Annotated in this window: 18 protein-coding genes and 1 other annotated feature; of the genes, 17 read left to right on the top strand and 1 reads right to left on the bottom strand. The window is 37.0% G+C overall.

All coding sequences use genetic code 11. From position 1 onward, the window contains the following. Nucleotides 1–36: 36 nt before the first annotated feature. Nucleotides 37–1,176: a cell division protein FtsZ gene (ftsZ, locus tag H0173_RS02335; RefSeq protein ID WP_221844302.1), complete on the top strand. Its 1,140-nt coding sequence runs from the start codon at nucleotides 37–39 to the stop codon at nucleotides 1,174–1,176. Nucleotides 1,177–1,235: 59 nt separating this feature from the next. On the opposite strand, the gene hmpA is transcribed toward ftsZ, so the two are convergent. Then, on the bottom strand, nucleotides 1,236–2,465 hold the full coding sequence (gene hmpA, locus H0173_RS02330) for an NO-inducible flavohemoprotein (RefSeq protein WP_221844301.1): 1,230 nt from the start codon (nucleotides 2,463–2,465) through the stop codon (nucleotides 1,236–1,238). Between the two features lie 267 nt (nucleotides 2,466–2,732). On the opposite strand from hmpA, the gene spoIIGA reads away from it, so the two are divergent. The 16 genes from spoIIGA (at nucleotide 2,733) to H0173_RS02250 (ending at nucleotide 17,116) form a co-directional block, all read left to right on the top strand. Beyond that, nucleotides 2,733–3,677 (top strand): sigma-E processing peptidase SpoIIGA, encoded by a 945-nt coding sequence (spoIIGA, locus tag H0173_RS02325; RefSeq protein WP_221844300.1) that lies wholly within the window; start codon nucleotides 2,733–2,735, stop codon nucleotides 3,675–3,677. A gap of 70 nt (nucleotides 3,678–3,747) precedes the next feature. After that, a complete protein-coding gene (sigE, locus tag H0173_RS02320; RefSeq protein WP_221844299.1) occupies nucleotides 3,748–4,467 on the top strand; it encodes an RNA polymerase sporulation sigma factor SigE in 720 nt (239 codons plus the stop codon). 179 nt (nucleotides 4,468–4,646) lie between these two features. Then, nucleotides 4,647–5,426 carry an RNA polymerase sporulation sigma factor SigG gene (gene sigG / locus H0173_RS02315; protein WP_221844298.1) on the top strand — a complete coding sequence of 260 codons (780 nt, stop codon included), beginning with the start codon at nucleotides 4,647–4,649 and terminating at the stop codon, nucleotides 5,424–5,426. Between the two features lie 128 nt (nucleotides 5,427–5,554). Next, the gene (locus tag H0173_RS02310) at nucleotides 5,555–5,824 is read left to right on the top strand and encodes a YlmC/YmxH family sporulation protein (protein WP_221844297.1); all 270 of its coding nucleotides are present in this window, start codon (nucleotides 5,555–5,557) and stop codon (nucleotides 5,822–5,824) included. Nucleotides 5,825–6,078: 254 nt separating this feature from the next. After that, nucleotides 6,079–6,900, top strand: a complete 822-nt coding sequence (gene pgeF, locus H0173_RS02305; RefSeq protein WP_221844296.1) for a peptidoglycan editing factor PgeF — start codon at nucleotides 6,079–6,081, stop codon at nucleotides 6,898–6,900. Between the two features lie 6 nt (nucleotides 6,901–6,906). Beyond that, on the top strand, nucleotides 6,907–7,593 hold the full coding sequence (locus tag H0173_RS02300) for a YggS family pyridoxal phosphate-dependent enzyme (protein ID WP_221844295.1): 687 nt from the start codon (nucleotides 6,907–6,909) through the stop codon (nucleotides 7,591–7,593). A 4-nt stretch (nucleotides 7,594–7,597) separates the two neighbouring features. Next, nucleotides 7,598–8,047, top strand: coding sequence for a cell division protein SepF (locus H0173_RS02295; RefSeq protein WP_221844294.1), 450 nt, complete (start codon nucleotides 7,598–7,600; stop codon nucleotides 8,045–8,047). Between the two features lie 6 nt (nucleotides 8,048–8,053). Then, on the top strand, nucleotides 8,054–8,317 hold the full coding sequence (locus H0173_RS02290; protein WP_221844293.1) for a YggT family protein: 264 nt from the start codon (nucleotides 8,054–8,056) through the stop codon (nucleotides 8,315–8,317). Nucleotides 8,318–8,403: 86 nt separating this feature from the next. Next, nucleotides 8,404–9,177 (top strand): YlmH family RNA-binding protein, encoded by a 774-nt coding sequence (locus H0173_RS02285; protein ID WP_221844292.1) that lies wholly within the window; start codon nucleotides 8,404–8,406, stop codon nucleotides 9,175–9,177. Nucleotides 9,178–9,277: 100 nt separating this feature from the next. Further along, nucleotides 9,278–9,793 carry a DivIVA domain-containing protein gene (locus H0173_RS02280; protein ID WP_221844291.1) on the top strand — a complete coding sequence of 172 codons (516 nt, stop codon included), beginning with the start codon at nucleotides 9,278–9,280 and terminating at the stop codon, nucleotides 9,791–9,793. A 49-nt stretch (nucleotides 9,794–9,842) separates the two neighbouring features. Next, nucleotides 9,843–10,106: a binding site (T-box leader), on the top strand. Nucleotides 10,107–10,210: 104 nt separating this feature from the next. Beyond that, nucleotides 10,211–12,982 carry an isoleucine--tRNA ligase gene (ileS, locus tag H0173_RS02275; RefSeq protein ID WP_221844290.1) on the top strand — a complete coding sequence of 924 codons (2,772 nt, stop codon included), beginning with the start codon at nucleotides 10,211–10,213 and terminating at the stop codon, nucleotides 12,980–12,982. Nucleotides 12,983–13,133: 151 nt separating this feature from the next. Next, the gene (locus H0173_RS02270; RefSeq protein WP_221844289.1) at nucleotides 13,134–13,421 is read left to right on the top strand and encodes a hypothetical protein; all 288 of its coding nucleotides are present in this window, start codon (nucleotides 13,134–13,136) and stop codon (nucleotides 13,419–13,421) included. 77 nt (nucleotides 13,422–13,498) lie between these two features. Further along, complete coding sequence (lspA, locus tag H0173_RS02265) at nucleotides 13,499–13,993, top strand: signal peptidase II (protein ID WP_221844288.1); 495 nt, start codon at nucleotides 13,499–13,501, stop codon at nucleotides 13,991–13,993. Continuing rightward, nucleotides 13,965–14,870, top strand: a complete 906-nt coding sequence (locus H0173_RS02260) for an RluA family pseudouridine synthase (protein ID WP_221844287.1) — start codon at nucleotides 13,965–13,967, stop codon at nucleotides 14,868–14,870. Before lspA ends, H0173_RS02260 begins: the two co-directional genes overlap by 29 nt. 235 nt (nucleotides 14,871–15,105) lie before the next feature. Then, the gene (gene pyrR / locus H0173_RS02255) at nucleotides 15,106–15,648 is read left to right on the top strand and encodes a bifunctional pyr operon transcriptional regulator/uracil phosphoribosyltransferase PyrR (RefSeq protein WP_221844794.1); all 543 of its coding nucleotides are present in this window, start codon (nucleotides 15,106–15,108) and stop codon (nucleotides 15,646–15,648) included. A gap of 181 nt (nucleotides 15,649–15,829) precedes the next feature. Further along, on the top strand, nucleotides 15,830–17,116 hold the full coding sequence (locus H0173_RS02250; protein WP_221844286.1) for a solute carrier family 23 protein: 1,287 nt from the start codon (nucleotides 15,830–15,832) through the stop codon (nucleotides 17,114–17,116). Nucleotides 17,117–17,227 lie beyond the last annotated feature (111 nt).

Genomic DNA, 17,227 nt, shown 5'->3' with positions numbered 1-17,227 from the left:
ATTCTTTGGGATATCGACGAATTAGGAGGATTTGTCATGTTAGAATTTGATACTAATTTAGATTCATTGGCAACGATAAAAGTCATCGGCGTTGGCGGCGGCGGTAACAACGCGGTTAACCGAATGATTGAACATGGTGTACAAGGTGTAGAATTTATTGCTGTAAATACAGATGCCCAAGCCTTAAATTTATCAAAGGCAGAAGTTAAGATGCAAATTGGCGGCAAGCTAACCCGTGGATTAGGAGCAGGTGCAAATCCAGAGGTTGGGAAAAAAGCTGCAGAGGAAAGTAAGGAGCAGATTGAAGAAGCTCTAAGAGGGGCTGATATGGTCTTCGTTACAGCTGGAATGGGTGGAGGAACCGGAACAGGTGCTGCGCCTGTCATTGCTCAGATTGCGAGAGATCTTGGTGCATTAACAGTTGGAGTTGTTACACGTCCATTTACATTTGAAGGGCGTAAACGTTCTACACAAGCTGCAGGTGGAATTGCTTCTATGAAAGAAGCTGTTGATACATTAATTGTTATTCCAAATGATCGCTTATTAGAAATTGTTGATAAAAGTACTCCTATGCTTGAAGCTTTCCGTGAAGCAGACAATGTTCTTCGTCAAGGGGTACAAGGTATCTCTGACTTAATTGCAGTGCCAGGATTAATTAATCTTGACTTCGCTGATGTGAAAACAATTATGTCCAGCAAAGGCTCCGCATTAATGGGAATTGGGGTCGCTACAGGTGAAAACCGAGCAGCTGAAGCAGCAAAGAAAGCAATCTCCTCTCCATTATTAGAAACATCCATTGATGGAGCACAAGGTGTGTTAATGAACATCACAGGAGGAACAAATTTAAGTCTATATGAAGTACAAGAAGCAGCAGATATTGTTGCAACTGCTTCTGACCAAGATGTTAATATGATTTTTGGTTCAGTTATTAACGAAAACCTAAATGATGAAATTGTTGTTACGGTTATTGCAACAGGTTTTAACGAAGAAATCATTCAGCCGAAACCGACTAGACCAGCATTTGGGCAGCCAAAGCCAGTAATGAATACAATTAAGCGTGAGCAGCCAAAGCGTGAAGAAGTACCTCATGAACCAGTTAGAAATAACTATAGTCAGCAATCTGATGATGCTCTAGACATTCCAACATTCTTACGAAACCGAAATCGCAGAAGATAATAATATAATGAAAGGCATGCTCCAAGTTTTGGAGCATGCCTTATTTTAATGTATTATTTCTATATGTTTTGAGGTTCTTTTAATTGCATTGCAGGTCCAAAGAATTCATAACGAATGTTTTCCTTTTTAATTCCAGCTTCCAGTAATGCTTCATACATAGCTTGCATAAAGCTAACAGGTCCACACATATAAACAATTGCATCTTTGCTGTTAATTACTTCTTTTAGCCATTCTGCTGTAATGTAGCCTTCCTTATCAAACGCTCCCATTTCTTTATCAAGCTCAGTTGGTTGTGCATAACAGTAATAGCTTTTTACTAATGGGTTATTCTTTGTCACTTGCTTTACTTCGTCCGCAAACGCATGTACATTTCCGTTAACTGCAGAGTGAATAAACGTAGTTTCTTGGTTTTTACTGGCCAATTCATGAAGCATACATAGCATTGGTGTGATTCCAACTCCACCACTAAGGAGTACAGTTGCTTGAGTTGGATGATTCTCTAAAACAAAATCACCAGCAGGTGCGCTAATTTCAACAATATCACCCGATTTGACATGATTGTGCAAGTAGGTAGAAACAATACCTGCAGGTTTATTTTCTAAAGAATCTTCTTTTTTTACTGAAATTCGATAAACAGATTTATCTAGAGACTGTGAAAGGCTATATTGACGAATATGATTGTATTGCTCATTAGGAATATCTTTTAATCTAACGCTAATGTATTGACCGGGAATAAAATCCGCAATTGGGTTTCCGTCAACTGGCTTAAAGTAAAAAGATGTAATGACATTACTTTCTTTAATTACCTTTTCTACAATAAATTCCCTGTAATCTATCCAGCCGCCTTCCTGCTGTCCAGCCTTATCATATAAAGCTTTTTCTGTATTGATAAATGCATCTGCAATTACTCCATAAGCATTACCCCATGCTTCTATGATTTCATCGGTTGCTGCTTCTCCTAATACAGCTTTTATAGCTAAAAGCAAATGTTCGCCAACGATTGGATAATGTTCAGGCAAGATGCCTAATGAGCGGTGTTTATGAGCAATTTGTTTTACAGCAGGAATAATAACTTCTAGCTGATCAATATATTTAGCTGCTGCATATACAGTGTTTGCAAGAGCCTTTTGCTGTCTTCCTTGTTTTTGATTTGCGTGATTAAAAATATTCAATAGTTCTGGATGGTTGTTGAACAATAATTCATAGAATTTTTTTGTAATGTCTTCTCCATGTTGCTCAAGAACAGGTACGGTACTTTTTATAATTTCGATTGTTTGTCTATCTAACATATTTCATTTCCCCTTTGTTCTATTTTCAACGTAATTATAGTGAAATAAAAACTCAATAAGTGTGATTTGAATCACTTGTTTTTAGGGGAAAAGTGAATAATTTGTGAAATGATAAATAATGACAAAATCCGAAAGGAATAGTGAAAATTTCTATCGTTTTGATTACAGAAAGTGACACACTTTCTGTCAGAGGGTACGTTATACTTTTTTTAAAAGATTAATAGGCGTCATATTTTTGTTCCTACCAATCTATAAGGAGGAAGGAGATTGGAGGTTTATTTAGATATTATTTGGGCATTGAATTTATTATTTGATAGCCTTCTTCTATATTTGACAGCCATTTTATTAAAAAGAGATATAAAGCTTTGGAGACTTTTTGTTGGGGGACTGATTGGATCCAGCATCATTTTGTTATCCTTAACACCATTGAGTACGTTCTCATCACATCCCTTTGCAAAGCTTTTATTTTCTATATTAATGGTTTTAGCGGTATTCGGGTTTAAAAGATTTAGATATTTTATTAAAGGTTTAATGACTTTTTATTTAACAACCTTTCTTATTGGGGGAACGCTGATTGGTGTGCATTATTTTATTAAATTTGATTTTCAGCTTTCATCATCAGTTATGCTAGCGAGTGTAAATGGGTTTGGTGACCCGATTAGCTGGTTATTTGTCCTCCTAGGTTTCCCATTAGCTTGGCATTTCTCTAAACGCCATATGGATAGTTTGGAAATGACAAAAATTCAATATGATTCATTAATTAAAGTAATCGTGTCAATAAATGGTGAGGTGTTTAATTTTAATGGGCTAATTGACAGCGGAAACCAGCTATATGATCCAATTACAAAGATGCCTGTCATGTTTATTTCGATTAAAGATAGAGAAGCGGAATTTTCGGAAGACATTGTGAAAATGGCTCGAAATCCAGAGAGTATTATTCTAGGAGAAGCCTCTATTTCACCAGAATGGGAGAATAAAATGAGGATTGTTCCTTGCAAAGTCGTTGGACAAGATCACCAATTAATCATTGCTATAAAGCCTGACCAAATTATTTTGGAAAAAGATAATGTACAAACATACGCGGATAAAGGTCTTGTCTCATTTTCAATGCAGCAGCTTTCAGCAGACGATGCTTTCCAATGCATAGTTCATCCAAAAATGCTGACTGCGACGAAAAAGGTAAGTTCTGTAGCCAATGTAAAGCATGCATAGCATATTAATTCAAAGATTATATGGTAGCAAAATTGGATTAATCAGATAACTTTTAGGAGGAGGATATCTCATGAATCGCTTAAAACTTCGCTTATCATACTATTGGTATAAGCTATTAATCAAACTTGGACTCAAAACGGATGAAGTATTTTATATTGGTGGAAGTGAAGCACTGCCTCCTCCCCTTAGTAAAGAAGAAGAGGAGCTTTTATTAGAAAAACTGCCTAATGGGGATAAAGCAGCGAGATCGATTTTGATTGAAAGAAACTTGAGACTTGTCGTTTATATTGCACGGAAATTTGAAAACACTGGAATAAATATCGAGGATTTAATAAGCATTGGAACAATTGGACTTATTAAAGCTGTTAATACTTTCAATCCAGAGAAAAAGATTAAGCTAGCTACATATGCTTCGAGATGTATTGAAAATGAAATATTAATGTATCTAAGAAGGAATAATAAAATCCGCTCAGAAGTGTCATTTGATGAGCCGTTAAATATTGATTGGGATGGAAATGAATTGCTCCTATCCGATGTGCTCGGGACAGAAGAAGATATTATTACGAAGGACCTTGAAGCGAATGTAGATAAAAAACTGCTTTCAAAGGCACTGCATCAGTTGTCAGATCGGGAAAAGCAAATTATGGAGCTTCGATTCGGTCTTGGTACTGGTGAGGAAAAAACTCAAAAGGATGTAGCAGACATGCTAGGCATTTCCCAATCTTATATTTCCAGACTAGAAAAAAGAATTATTAAAAGATTGAAAAAGGAATTTAACAAAATGGTGTAGTGCTATATTTATTATTATTTCAAAAAAATATTTTTATAAAAATTTTTTTTGAAATGAACCTTGAATTCAATGAGTTTTCCCAATTTTTGTGTTTGGGGTGAAAGTTTGATCGTGCATATTTTTCCTTCTCTAGGAAATACTGTTTTTTGTACAGCAGCTCCTGTGAGGAGGGAAAAGAATTGACTCGAAATAAGGTAGAAATTTGCGGTGTTGATACATCAAAGCTTCCAGTTTTGAAAAACGAAGAAATGAGAGAGCTCTTCAAGCAAATGCATATGGGTGATATAACCGCTCGGGAAAAACTCGTCAACGGGAATCTTCGTCTCGTTCTAAGCGTTATCCAGCGCTTTAATAATAGGGGAGAATATGTTGATGACCTATTCCAGGTCGGATGTATCGGTCTAATGAAGTCTATTGATAATTTTGATTTAAGTCAAAACGTGAAGTTTTCCACCTACGCTGTCCCAATGATAATAGGCGAAATTAGGAGATATTTGCGCGATAATAATCCAATTCGTGTCTCTCGTTCACTTAGGGATATTGCCTATAAAGCACTACAGGTTAGAGAACGTCTAATGAGTAAAACATCGCGAGAGCCGACAGCTGTTGAAATCGCGAAAGAGCTTGATGTACCACATGAGGAAATTGTATTTGCTTTAGATGCAATTCAAGACCCTGTATCCTTGTTTGAACCCATCTATAATGATGGAGGAGATCCAATTTATGTAATGGATCAATTAAGTGATGAGAAGAATAAGGATATTCAATGGATTGAAGAAATAGCCTTGAAAGAAGGAATGAGAAGGCTAAACGATCGCGAAAAGCTTATTTTGCGAAAACGCTTTTTTCAAGGAAAAACCCAAATGGAAGTTGCCGAAGAAATCGGAATTTCACAAGCTCAAGTATCAAGACTTGAGAAGGCTGCTATTAAACAAATGAATAAAAACATTCAAAGCTAAGCTGCCATTTTTGGCAGCTTATTCTTTTTAGTAAGATCCCCTGTGTTATTTTCTACTAAAGTTAACAATAATTTATCATGAATAGTCATATAGTCTATTAAGAGGCGAATTGACGGGAGTGTGAGGACATGATTAGAATATCAGATTTCCAAATGAAGGATGTCATCAATGTTTCTAATGGAAAAAAACTTGGAAACGTTGGAGATATTGATATAAATATTTCAAATGGAAAAATTAATGCTGTCATCATAGGTGGAACTGGGAAAGTACTAGGCTTTTTTGGGCGTGATGAAGACATCGTCATTCCATGGAAGAATATATTGAAAATAGGCGAAGATGTAATCCTAGTTCGCTATCAAAGCGGAAACATGATGAAAGATGTCGATGAAGATGAGTAAATAAGCACTTTTTAACTGTGAAGTGCGGCTAGACTATGGTAAACTATAGAAAACTAAGAAAAGCGGAAGTACCTTGCCCACCCCCGACAAGCACAAGTCAAGCCTTCGGGAAAGGTGTTCTTTACCTTTCATGAAGGCATGGCTTGTGACCTCGAGGTCGACAAGAACGCGACGTTCTGTCGCATTGTCGACACTAGTACATCCTGTACGTCGGGGGTGGATGCTGGAGCTAGACAGACAATGGGGTTTTGTGAATGGAACCATTTATTTTGAAAAAAAACGAGTATTTTGTCATTGAACAATGGGCTGAAAAGTTTCCTCGGTTAGTTGCCGGCTTTACAACGAAAGCTGGAGGTTTTAGTGAGGGAGATTTCTCTTCAATGAATCTAGGTCTCCATGTAAATGATTCGCTGGAAACAGTACACAAAAACCGGAAGCATATGGCTGAAAGTCTAGGCTTTCCCCTCCATAGTTGGACCGGCGCTGAGCAAACACATCAAATTCAAATAGAAAAGGTAACCATAAGAGATGGCGGTAAGGGTTCATTAATTTATGACGAAGCCTTCCGAGCAACCGATGGTTTTTTCACAACTGATAAGGGACTGTTATTAACCTTATGTTTTGCTGATTGTGTTCCTCTATATTTTTGTCATATGGAAACCGGCGCAATAGGAGCAGCACATGCAGGATGGAAGGGAACAGTAAACGGAATTGCCAGGGAAATGGTTGATGTATATAAAAAAGAAGGCATGAAGGCTGAAGATCTGCATGTCGTTATTGGACCATCTATTTGCGGAAAATGCTATATTGTTGATAATAAAGTTATTTCACAAATTGATTTGAAAGTGGCTGACAGTCTAGAAAAGCCTTATACTCTAATAGAAGAGAATCAATATCATCTTGACTTAAAACAATTTAACAAATCCATCCTATTAAAGTCAGGTGTTTTGGAGAAAAACATAAGTGTAACAAATCTATGCACCAGCTGCGAAAATGATCATTTCTTTTCACACCGACGAGATAAAGGGAAAACTGGAAGAATGATGAGTTTTATCGGCTGGAAGGAGGATCTTTAGTTTTATATGAAGGTAATTGATAATTTAAAAACAATTCAACTGAATATAGATAATGCTTCGCAAAGAGCAAATCGAAATTCCGAAGAAATAAAAGTTATTGCTGTTACAAAATATGTTTCAACAGAGCGTGCCCAGGAAGCTCTTCAGGCAGGTATTGTCCATTTAGGGGAAAATCGTGATGAAGGGCTCCTTAAAAAATGGGAAGTAATTGGGGACAAGCCGGTATGGCATTTCATTGGGACATTACAAACAAGAAAAGTGAAAAATATTATTGATAAAGTAGATTATATCCATTCGTTGGATAGACTTTCTCTTGCCAAAGAAATTAATAAACGTGCAACAAAGCAGATTAATTGCTTTGTACAAGTAAATGTTTCGGGAGAAGATTCGAAACAGGGCGTTGAGCCGGAGCAATTAAATGACTTTATCGCTGAGCTTAGTCAGTTTTCTAATATACGTATAAGCGGATTAATGACGATGGCTCCATTTACTTCAGATGAAAGTGTTTTAAGATCTTGTTTTCGAAAACTTAAAGATCTTCAGACAATGATACAGAAGCTGGAATTAGAATATGCACCTTGCGAGGAACTTTCAATGGGAATGTCAAATGATTATGAGATTGCAATCGAGGAAGGCGCAACCATGATTCGTATAGGCACAGCGCTAGTAGGAAATGAGGAAAAGGAGGTTTAATAGAATGAGTATAAAATCCAAGTTCAAAACTTTTTTCTTCCTTGACGATGAATATGATGATAGGGAAGAGGAATACATTGAAGAAGAACCTGAACAGCCAAAACAGACTCAAACTCAAAAACAGCAGCAAGTACAAAAGAATAATATAGTCAGTCTACAAAGTGTTCAAAAGTCCTCAAAAGTAGTGTTGATTGAACCGCGTGTTTATGCTGAGGCCCAGGATATTGCAGATCAATTAAAAAACAGAAGAGCAGTAGTAGTAAACCTTCAAAGAATTGACCGGGATCAAGCAAAGAGAATTGTTGATTTTCTGAGCGGAACTGTATATGCCATTGGAGGAGATATCCAGAAAATCGGAACTGATATCTTCTTATGCACACCTGATAATATCGAGGTATCAGGTAATATTTCGCAAATTATGCAAGAAACTGATTATGAAAATTCGAGGTGGTAATATTTAATGGGCCTTTTACTTAGTGTATTGACATCTTTAATCTACTACTATTCATGGGCATTAATTATTTACATATTATTGTCCTGGTTCCCAAATGCAAGAGAGTCTGGAATTGGACAATTCTTAGGAAGGATTTGTGAACCGTATTTAGAGCCGTTTAGAAAAATTATTCCTCCCCTTGGAATGATTGATATATCCCCGATTGTTGCTATTTTTGTTCTTCGTTTTGCATCAAGCGGATTAGTGCAGTTGTTCCATTGGATAGCATAATTTATTTACAAATGGGCTTAACTAAAGCCCTTTTTGTTTTCGATTTAAATGATAAAATTGGCACTATAAAAAGGAGAAAATAACAGATGTCGATTTATCAGCATTTCCGTCCAGAAGAAAAGGAATTTATCGATTCTGTATTGCAATGGAAACATTTTGTTGAAGACACATATTCCCCAAAGCTTACAGATTTTCTTGATCCAAGGGAACAGGAAATTGTTAAACAAATTATTGGAAACAATGGTGATGTAAATTTCAAATTGTTTGGTGGTTTTCAGCATGCTGAACGAAAACGTGCACTGCTTTATCCTGAATATTTTCAATGCGAAAATGATGACTTTCATATTTGTCTTTTCGAAATAAAATATCCTCATAAGTTTGTCACCATAGAACATCCACAAGTATTAGGCAGCCTTATGTCTCTAGGATTAAGAAGAGGTAAATTCGGAGATATTCTTTTTCATGAAGATAGTATTCAGTTTTTAGCAACTGGAGATATTGATCAGTATATTGTTGCTCAATTGGATTCTATTGGAAGAGCTTCCGTTAGCTTAGAGAGGCTGCCCCTAGAAAAGGCTATTGAGCCTCAGGAAGATTGGGTTGAATTATCTGTTACTGCCTCATCACTGAGGCTTGATACAGTTATGTCTGCTGTTTACAATATTTCAAGGCAAAAATCCCAAGCTCTTATTCAGCATGGACATGCCAAAGTAAACTGGGCTACAATTGAAAATCCTGCTTTTGAAGTAAGGGAAAGTGATATGATCTCTGTTAGGGGATATGGGCGTATGAAAATTATGTCGCTAGATGGAAAGACAAAAAAAGACAAGTGGAAAATAACAGCTGGAAAACAAAAATAATTATTAAAATTGCAGGAATTTGATGCAAGTTGTCGAATTGATGTTTATAGTATTAATAGGAATACATAACGATTACTACTGAATTTGGGAGGTGGCCAAGATGCCATTAACACCGTTAGATATTCATAATAAAGAATTCAGCAAAGGATTCCGAGGTTATGATGAGGATGAAGTAAATGAATTTCTTGACCAAGTTATAAAAGATTATGAAATTCTAATCAGGGAGAAAAAAGAGTTAGAAGAAAAACTAAATGATCAAAATGAACGTATTGGCCATTTTACCACAATTGAAGAAACATTAAATAAATCAATCATTGTAGCGCAGGAAGCGGCAGAGGAAGTTAAACGAAATGCGCAAAAAGAAGCAAAGCTGATTATTAAAGAAGCTGAAAAAAATGCAGATCGTATTGTAAATGAGTCGCTATCAAAGGCAAGAAAAATTGCCCTTGAAATAGAAGAACTAAAGAAACAATCAAAGGTGTTCAGAACTCGATTTAAAATGTTAATTGAAGCTCAGCTCGACTTATTAAATAATGATGACTGGGATCATCTGCTGCAATATGAGCTTGATGCAACTGAATTAAAATCCGCTCAAGAAGAAGATTCATTAGCTTGACGAAATCGGAATAATTCGCATATAATCTTTAAAAGAATATAAATTAGGAATACTAACTGTGATAGGGACAGTACAAATTTCATAAAGCTTAGAATCAATGCAGTCATGCAATGTAGCGATCCGGGGATGGTGAAAGCCTGGAATGAGCTGAGATTTGGAAGATCACCCTTGAGTTCCTTGTTGAACCTCCAAAATGGATCAGTAGATAAAGGCGAATCATTCACGTTAAGAATGTTTAGAGCGGATAGAAAAATATGAGTTTTTCTATCTACAAGGGTGGTACCGCGGGAGATAAAACCTTCTCGTCCCTTTTTTGGGATGAGAGGGTTTTTTTATTTGTCCTAAACTTTTAGTTTGTTTTAATAACAGGATAAATGGTAATCATGGTGCTAGTAAAAGCTACGGGAGGAAATGAAAATGGAATTCAAAGATACTTTATTAATGCCTCAAACTGATTTTCCAATGCGAGGTAACTTGCCAAGCCGTGAACCTGAAATTCAGGCTAAGTGGGCAGAAATGGATATTTATGAAAAAGTTCAAGAACGTACGAAAGGACGTCCAATGTTTGTCCTGCATGATGGACCTCCATATGCTAACGGCGATATTCACATAGGTCACGCTTTAAATAAAATTCTTAAAGACTTCATCGTCCGCCAAAAGTCGATGAGCGGTTACAACGCTCCGTATGTACCTGGATGGGATACTCATGGTCTTCCAATTGAACAGGCGTTAACTAATAAAGGGGTAAAACGCAAAGAAATGACTGTTGCCGAATTTCGTAAGCTTTGTGAACAGTATGCTTATGAACAAATTGACAGCCAGCGTACTCAATTTAAGCGTCTTGGTGTAAGAGGGGATTGGGAAACCCCATATATTACATTAAAGCCTGAATATGAAGCACAACAAATTAAAGTATTTGGGGAAATGGCTAAAAAAGGCTATATTTATAAAGGTTTAAAGCCTGTATATTGGTCTCCATCTTCTGAATCAGCGTTAGCAGAAGCAGAAATTGAATATAAAGATAAGCGTTCTCCGTCTATCTATGTTGGCTTCAAAGTTGTAGATGGAAAGGAAGTACTTGATAAAGATACCCAAATCGTTATTTGGACAACTACACCATGGACTATTCCTGCAAACCTAGGAATTGCAGTTCATCCAGATCTTAAGTACGTAGTTGTTGAAGAAGAGGATCAAAAATATGTAGTAGCCGAAGAACTACTAGCTGCCGTTACAAAAGAAGTAGGATGGAAAAATCCTCGTGTTGTAAAAACTGTACAAGGGACTGAGCTTGAGAATATTATTGCTGTTCATCCACTTTATGGCCGTGAGTCTTTAGTAGTTTTAGGAGAGCATGTTACTATTGATGCCGGTACTGGATGTGTTCATACAGCTCCTGGACATGGTGAAGATGACTTCTATGTTGGTCAAAAATATGGGCTTGACGTACTTTGTCCTGTTGATGATCGAGGATATATGACAAACGAAGCTGTTGGCTTTGAAGGGTTATTTTACGATGAAGCTAACAAGCCGATAACAGAAAAATTAGAAGAAGCTGGAGCACTATTAAAGCTTACATTCATTACTCACTCCTATCCGCATGATTGGAGAACGAAGAAACCGGTAATTTACCGTGCGACTGCACAATGGTTTGCTTCCATTAGCGATTTCCGCCAAGAACTTTTAAATGCAATTAATGAAACGAAGTTTGTCCCTGCATGGGGTGAAACAAGACTATATAACATGGTTCGTGATCGCGGAGATTGGTGTATTTCACGTCAGCGTGCATGGGGTGTGCCGATTCCGGTATTTTATGCTGAGAATGGAGATCCAATTATTACGGATGAAACGATCGATCATGTATCTAAATTATTCCGTGAGCATGGTTCAAACATTTGGTTTGAAAGAGAAGCAAAAGCTTTACTGCCTGAAGGCTTTACACATCCTAGCAGTCCAAACGGCAAATTTACAAAAGAAACAGATATCATGGATGTTTGGTTTGACTCTGGCTCATCACATCAGGCAGTTTTATTAGAGCGTGATGATCTGCAAAGACCAGCTGATCTTTATTTAGAAGGATCAGACCAATACCGTGGATGGTTTAACTCATCACTTTCAACAGCAGTCGCTGTGACTGGAAAAGCACCTTACAAAGGAATTCTAAGCCATGGATTTGTTCTAGATGGTGATGGAAGAAAGATGAGTAAGTCACTCGGAAATGTGGTTGTACCAGCAAAAGTTATGAACCAGCTAGGTGCAGATATTTTACGACTATGGGTAGCTTCAGTTGACTATCAAGCTGATGTTCGTGTATCTGATGCCATTCTTAAGCAAGTAACCGAAGTATATCGAAAAATTAGAAACACTTTCCGATTCTTATTAGGGAACTTAGCTGATTTTAATCCAAATACAGATGCAATTTCTTTCGATCATTTACGAGAAGTAGATCAATTTATGCTTGTGAAGCTGAATAAACTTATTAAGTCTGTTCGTAAGGATTATGATAGCTATGAATTTGCAGGCATTTACCATGCTGTAAATAATTTCTGTACACTTGATTTAAGTGCATTCTATCTTGATTTTGCCAAAGATATTCTTTACATCGAAGGCAAGGAACATCCGGACCGCCGTGCAATTCAAACAGTTCTTTATGAATGTTTAACAGCATTAACTAAATTAGTTGCACCAATTCTTTCACACACTGCAGATGAAGTATGGAGCTTTATTCCTTCAGTTAAAGAAGAAAGTGTACAGCTAACAGATATGCCTGAGTATCAAGAACTGCCAAATGCAAAGGCAATTGAAGAAAAATGGACAGCATTTATGAAGCTTCGTGATGATGTGTTAAAAGCACTTGAAGAGGCACGTAATGAGAAAGTGATCGGAAAATCATTAACTGCAAAAGTAACAATGTATGTAGATGATAAAGCTAAAAGCTTACTCCATTCCATTGAAGAGAATGTAAATCAGCTCTTTATTGTATCAGGATTTGAAGTAGCCGGAAAATATGAAGATGCACCTGAAAATGCTCTGAAATTTGAAAATACAGCGATTGTTGTTTCAAAAGCAGAAGGTGAAACTTGTGAACGCTGCTGGATTGTTACACCTGAAGTAGGGCAAGTAGAAGAATTTAAAACATTATGCACAAGATGTGCTGATGTGGTAAAAAGTAATTATAGCCATTTAGCTTAATTCCAATAAGAAGAGGGTCGGATTTTGCAATGATATACGTTGCAAAATCCGGCCCTCTGTTAATTGTTGTACCCACTGTTAAAACTTACACTGACTTTAATGCACTTAAACGGTAATAATAATTTAAAATCAATAGAACGGAGGAGCATAAATGGACGCTAAAGCAGAAACCCTTTATTCGGAACTCCGTAAAACTAGAATGGAACTAATTGAGAGGCTTAACGATGACGATGCTTCACCCTTAATTAAGCCAATCATACAAGAAGAGCTATCAGATGTTGAAGATACGTTAAATAAAATTGAATTAGGTCTATTTGGAAGATGTGAAATTTCAGGTGAACTTATACCTGAAGAATTGCTTACTATGGTACCTACCATTAAATCCCTTGACGATTATCAAAAAATTGATGGTTATTTTCGCAAAGGGATTTTTCATTAGTCCATGTAACTGTGTTTTTTATATATAATGTGCTAAAATGCAAAGGTAAGACAATGTGAATGTTGGGGGTTGCCTTTGTGTTTTTTTACATAATTGCCGTATTTATTATTGCGCTTGATCAATTTACAAAATGGCTTATCGTTAAAAACTTTCAGTTGGGAGAAAGTGTAGAAGTAATTGAAAATTTCCTTTATATTACCTCTCATCGCAACAAAGGGGCTGCTTGGGGAATTTTACAAGGACAAATGTGGTTTTTTTACTTAATAACTGTAATTGTTATTATTGGAATTATTTATTACATTCAAAAGGCAGCAAAGGGAAAATGGCTGTTAGGGGTGTCCTTAGGATTTATGCTAGGGGGAGCAATCGGAAACTTTATAGACCGGGTATTTCGAAAAGAAGTAGTTGATTTTGTTAACACATATATATTCGGCTATGATTTCCCTGTCTTTAATATTGCTGATTCAGCTTTAGTAATCGGTGTAGCAATGCTTATGATACAAATGCTTCTAGAAGAGAGAGTAACGAAAAAGGAGAAATCTAATGGAGAAAGTGGAACACATCATTCCTGAGGAACAGGCAGGAGAAAGAATAGATAAAGTTCTTTCGACCTTAAATAAGGAGTGGTCGAGAACTCAAGTACAGCAATGGATCAAAGATGATCATGTTCTCGTTAACGGTCTGAAAATAAAAACAAATTATAAATGTAATATTAATGATCAAATTGTCATTCATATTCCGGAACCCGAAGAATTAGATGTAGTACCTGAAGAAATGAATTTAGATATTTATTACGAAGATCAGGATGTTTTGGTTGTCAATAAACCTAAAGGAATGGTCGTTCATCCTGCTCCGGGGCATCTGTCTGGAACACTTGTTAATGGGCTAATGGCACATTGTAAAGATTTATCAGGAATTAATGGGGTAATGCGACCGGGCATAGTTCATCGGATTGATAAAGATACTTCTGGTTTATTAATGGTAGCAAAAAACGACCTTGCTCATGAAAGCCTTGTAAACCAGCTTGTTGAAAAAACGGTTACTAGAAAATATAAGGCAATCGTTCATGGTGTCATTCCTCATGATTATGGAACTGTCGACGCACCGATTGGACGCGATCCTAAAGATAGACAAAGTATGACGGTAACTGAGAATGGAAAGAAGGCTGTTACGCATTTTCATGTTCTCGACAGATTTAATGATTTTACTTTAATTGAATGCCAGCTTGAAACAGGCAGAACCCATCAAATTAGAGTGCATATGAAGTATATTGGCTATCCGCTAGCAGGAGATCCAAAGTATGGACCAAGAAAAACTCTTGATATTAATGGGCAAGCATTGCATGCGGGGGTACTCGGATTTGTTCATCCTCGTTCAGGTGAATATTTGGAATTTGAAGCTCCTATACCAGATTATTTTGTCGAGTTAATCGAGCAGCTGAAAAAATAATAATTGACATATCCCTGTTCGTACAATAAAATTATTTTAGTTGAATAAGATCCTTTAATCACAGTCCCGTGAGGCTGAGAAGGAAACGGATATGAGTCTTGACATACTTTATTGTCTTGACTGACTAAAGATACTCCTATACCTCTCGCCAGAACGGCGAGAGTTTTTTTGTTGAAATAAAACATGTCTAGCCTGGTGCCTGACGAAGGCGCTTATCAAAAAAGAGGTGGTTAACATTTCACAGAAAGCAATAGTTCTAGATGAACAAGCAATAAGGAGAGCATTAACGAGAATCGCTCATGAAATTATTGAAAAAAATAAAGGAATTGAAGGCTGTGTTCTCGTGGGAATCCGTACTCGAGGGATCTATCTTGCTAACCGTCTTGCGGAACGAATTGAACAAATTGAAGGAGCAAAAATTGCTGTAGGTGAGTTAGACATAACTCTTTACAGAGACGATTTAACAAAAATTACAGCAAGCCAAGAGCCGCTAGTAAAAGGATCAGATATTCCAAAAGATATTAATGAACAAAAGGTTATCCTCATTGATGACGTTCTTTATACTGGAAGAACTGTACGAGCTGCTCTAGATGCTCTAATGGATATTGGAAGACCTTCATCCATTCAGCTCGCTGTCCTAGTAGATAGAGGACATAGAGAATTGCCTATTCGAGCAGATTTTGTGGGGAAAAACATCCCGACATCAAGCTCAGAAAAAATCGTTGTTGAATTAAAGGAAGTTGACGAGGAAGATCAAGTAAGTATTTACGAAAATTAAATAGACCCTTTTAAATGCAGTCCAGAGAGGCTGACAAAGGGGGATATCTAAGGATGACAGTGTTCAGCTGTATTCTTATACCCTCTTTGTGCATTTAGCAAAAGAGGGTTTTTTTATGGGAAGAGGCTAAAAATATAAAAAGCCCGATTAATATTGAAATCTAGGCAGGAGAGGGAATACCATGAACAAACCAGTATTAGATATTAAAGATGTTCCATCACCGCTGCAATGGCTTACGTTAAGCTTACAGCATTTATTCGCCATGTTTGGTGCAACCGTATTAGTTCCTTACTTAGTTGACTTAGATCCAGCAATCGCATTAATTTCAAGCGGTTTTGGTACACTAGCCTTTCTAATCATCACGAAATGGAAGGTGCCAGCTTACTTAGGTTCATCCTTTGCTTATATTATTCCGCTGCAAATGGCAGGTAAAGCCGGCGGAATTGGCGCAATGATGATTGGAAGCTTTATGGTAGGTTTACTATATGGGGTTGTTGCACTAATCATCAAAAAAGGCGGATACCGCTGGCTAATGAATCTCTTGCCTCCGATTGTTGTTGGACCAGTTATTATGGTAATAGGGTTAGCGATATCAGGAACAGCAGTAGGAATGGCAATGAATGATCCGGTAACACAAAAATACAGCATGCTGCACTTCTCTGTAGCTCTTGTAACTTTAGCTGTTACCATCATCTTCTCGATCTATTTTAAAGGTATGATGAGCATGATCCCGATTTTAGCAGGAATTATTATTGGGTACATTTATGCGTTTGCAGTAGGAATTGTCGACTTAACAGGTGTTAAAGAAGCTGCTTGGGTGGCTGTTCCGCACTTTGTCTTTCCGTTTGTCGATTACGATTTAAAGATCACTGGAGATATTCTTCTCCTTATGCTTCCGGTTGCAATCGTAACAATTTCTGAGCACATTGGTCATCAGCTTGTCCTAGGAAAAGTAGTCAATAAAGATTATATTAAGGATCCTGGATTACATCGTTCAATCTTAGGGGATGGAACAGCAACGATGATTTCTGCCATCATGGGTGGTCCACCTAAAACAACATATGGTGAAAATATCGGGGTTCTTGCAATAACTAAAATCTACAGTGTATACGTGCTTGCTGGTGCAGCAGTAATTGCGATTATCTTTGGATTTATTGGCAAAATCTCTGCGCTAATCAGCTCTATTCCGACACCAGTTATGGGTGGGGTATCAATCCTCTTATTTGGAATCATTGCTTCATCTGGTATGAGAATGCTAGTAGACAGTAAGATTGACTTTGGCGAAAAGCGGAACCTTGTCATTGCATCAGTCATCCTTGTTGTCGGTATTGGCGGTGCTCATATTGATGTAGGTCAATTGCAAATTCAAGGCATGGCCTTAGCAGCCATTTGCGGTGTCATTTTAAACCTCATTTTACCTGGCCGTGAACAGGTGAAAGACAATATGTTTGAATCTGATTTAGATTAATAAATAAATTTCCACGCCTTTTAAGTAAGTCCAGAGAGATTTGTAAGGGTGTTGAAGTGATTCGGTTTAATGGATGTAATGAATCTGTTGCCAAATTGTCTCTTCAACTCT

Source organism: Bacillus sp. S/N-304-OC-R1 (assembly GCF_019749375.1).
Taxonomy (GTDB): domain Bacteria; phylum Bacillota; class Bacilli; order Bacillales; family Cytobacillaceae; genus Cytobacillus.
The sequence above is the reverse complement of the archived record's forward strand: the minus strand, read 5'-3'. Positions and strand labels throughout refer to the sequence as shown.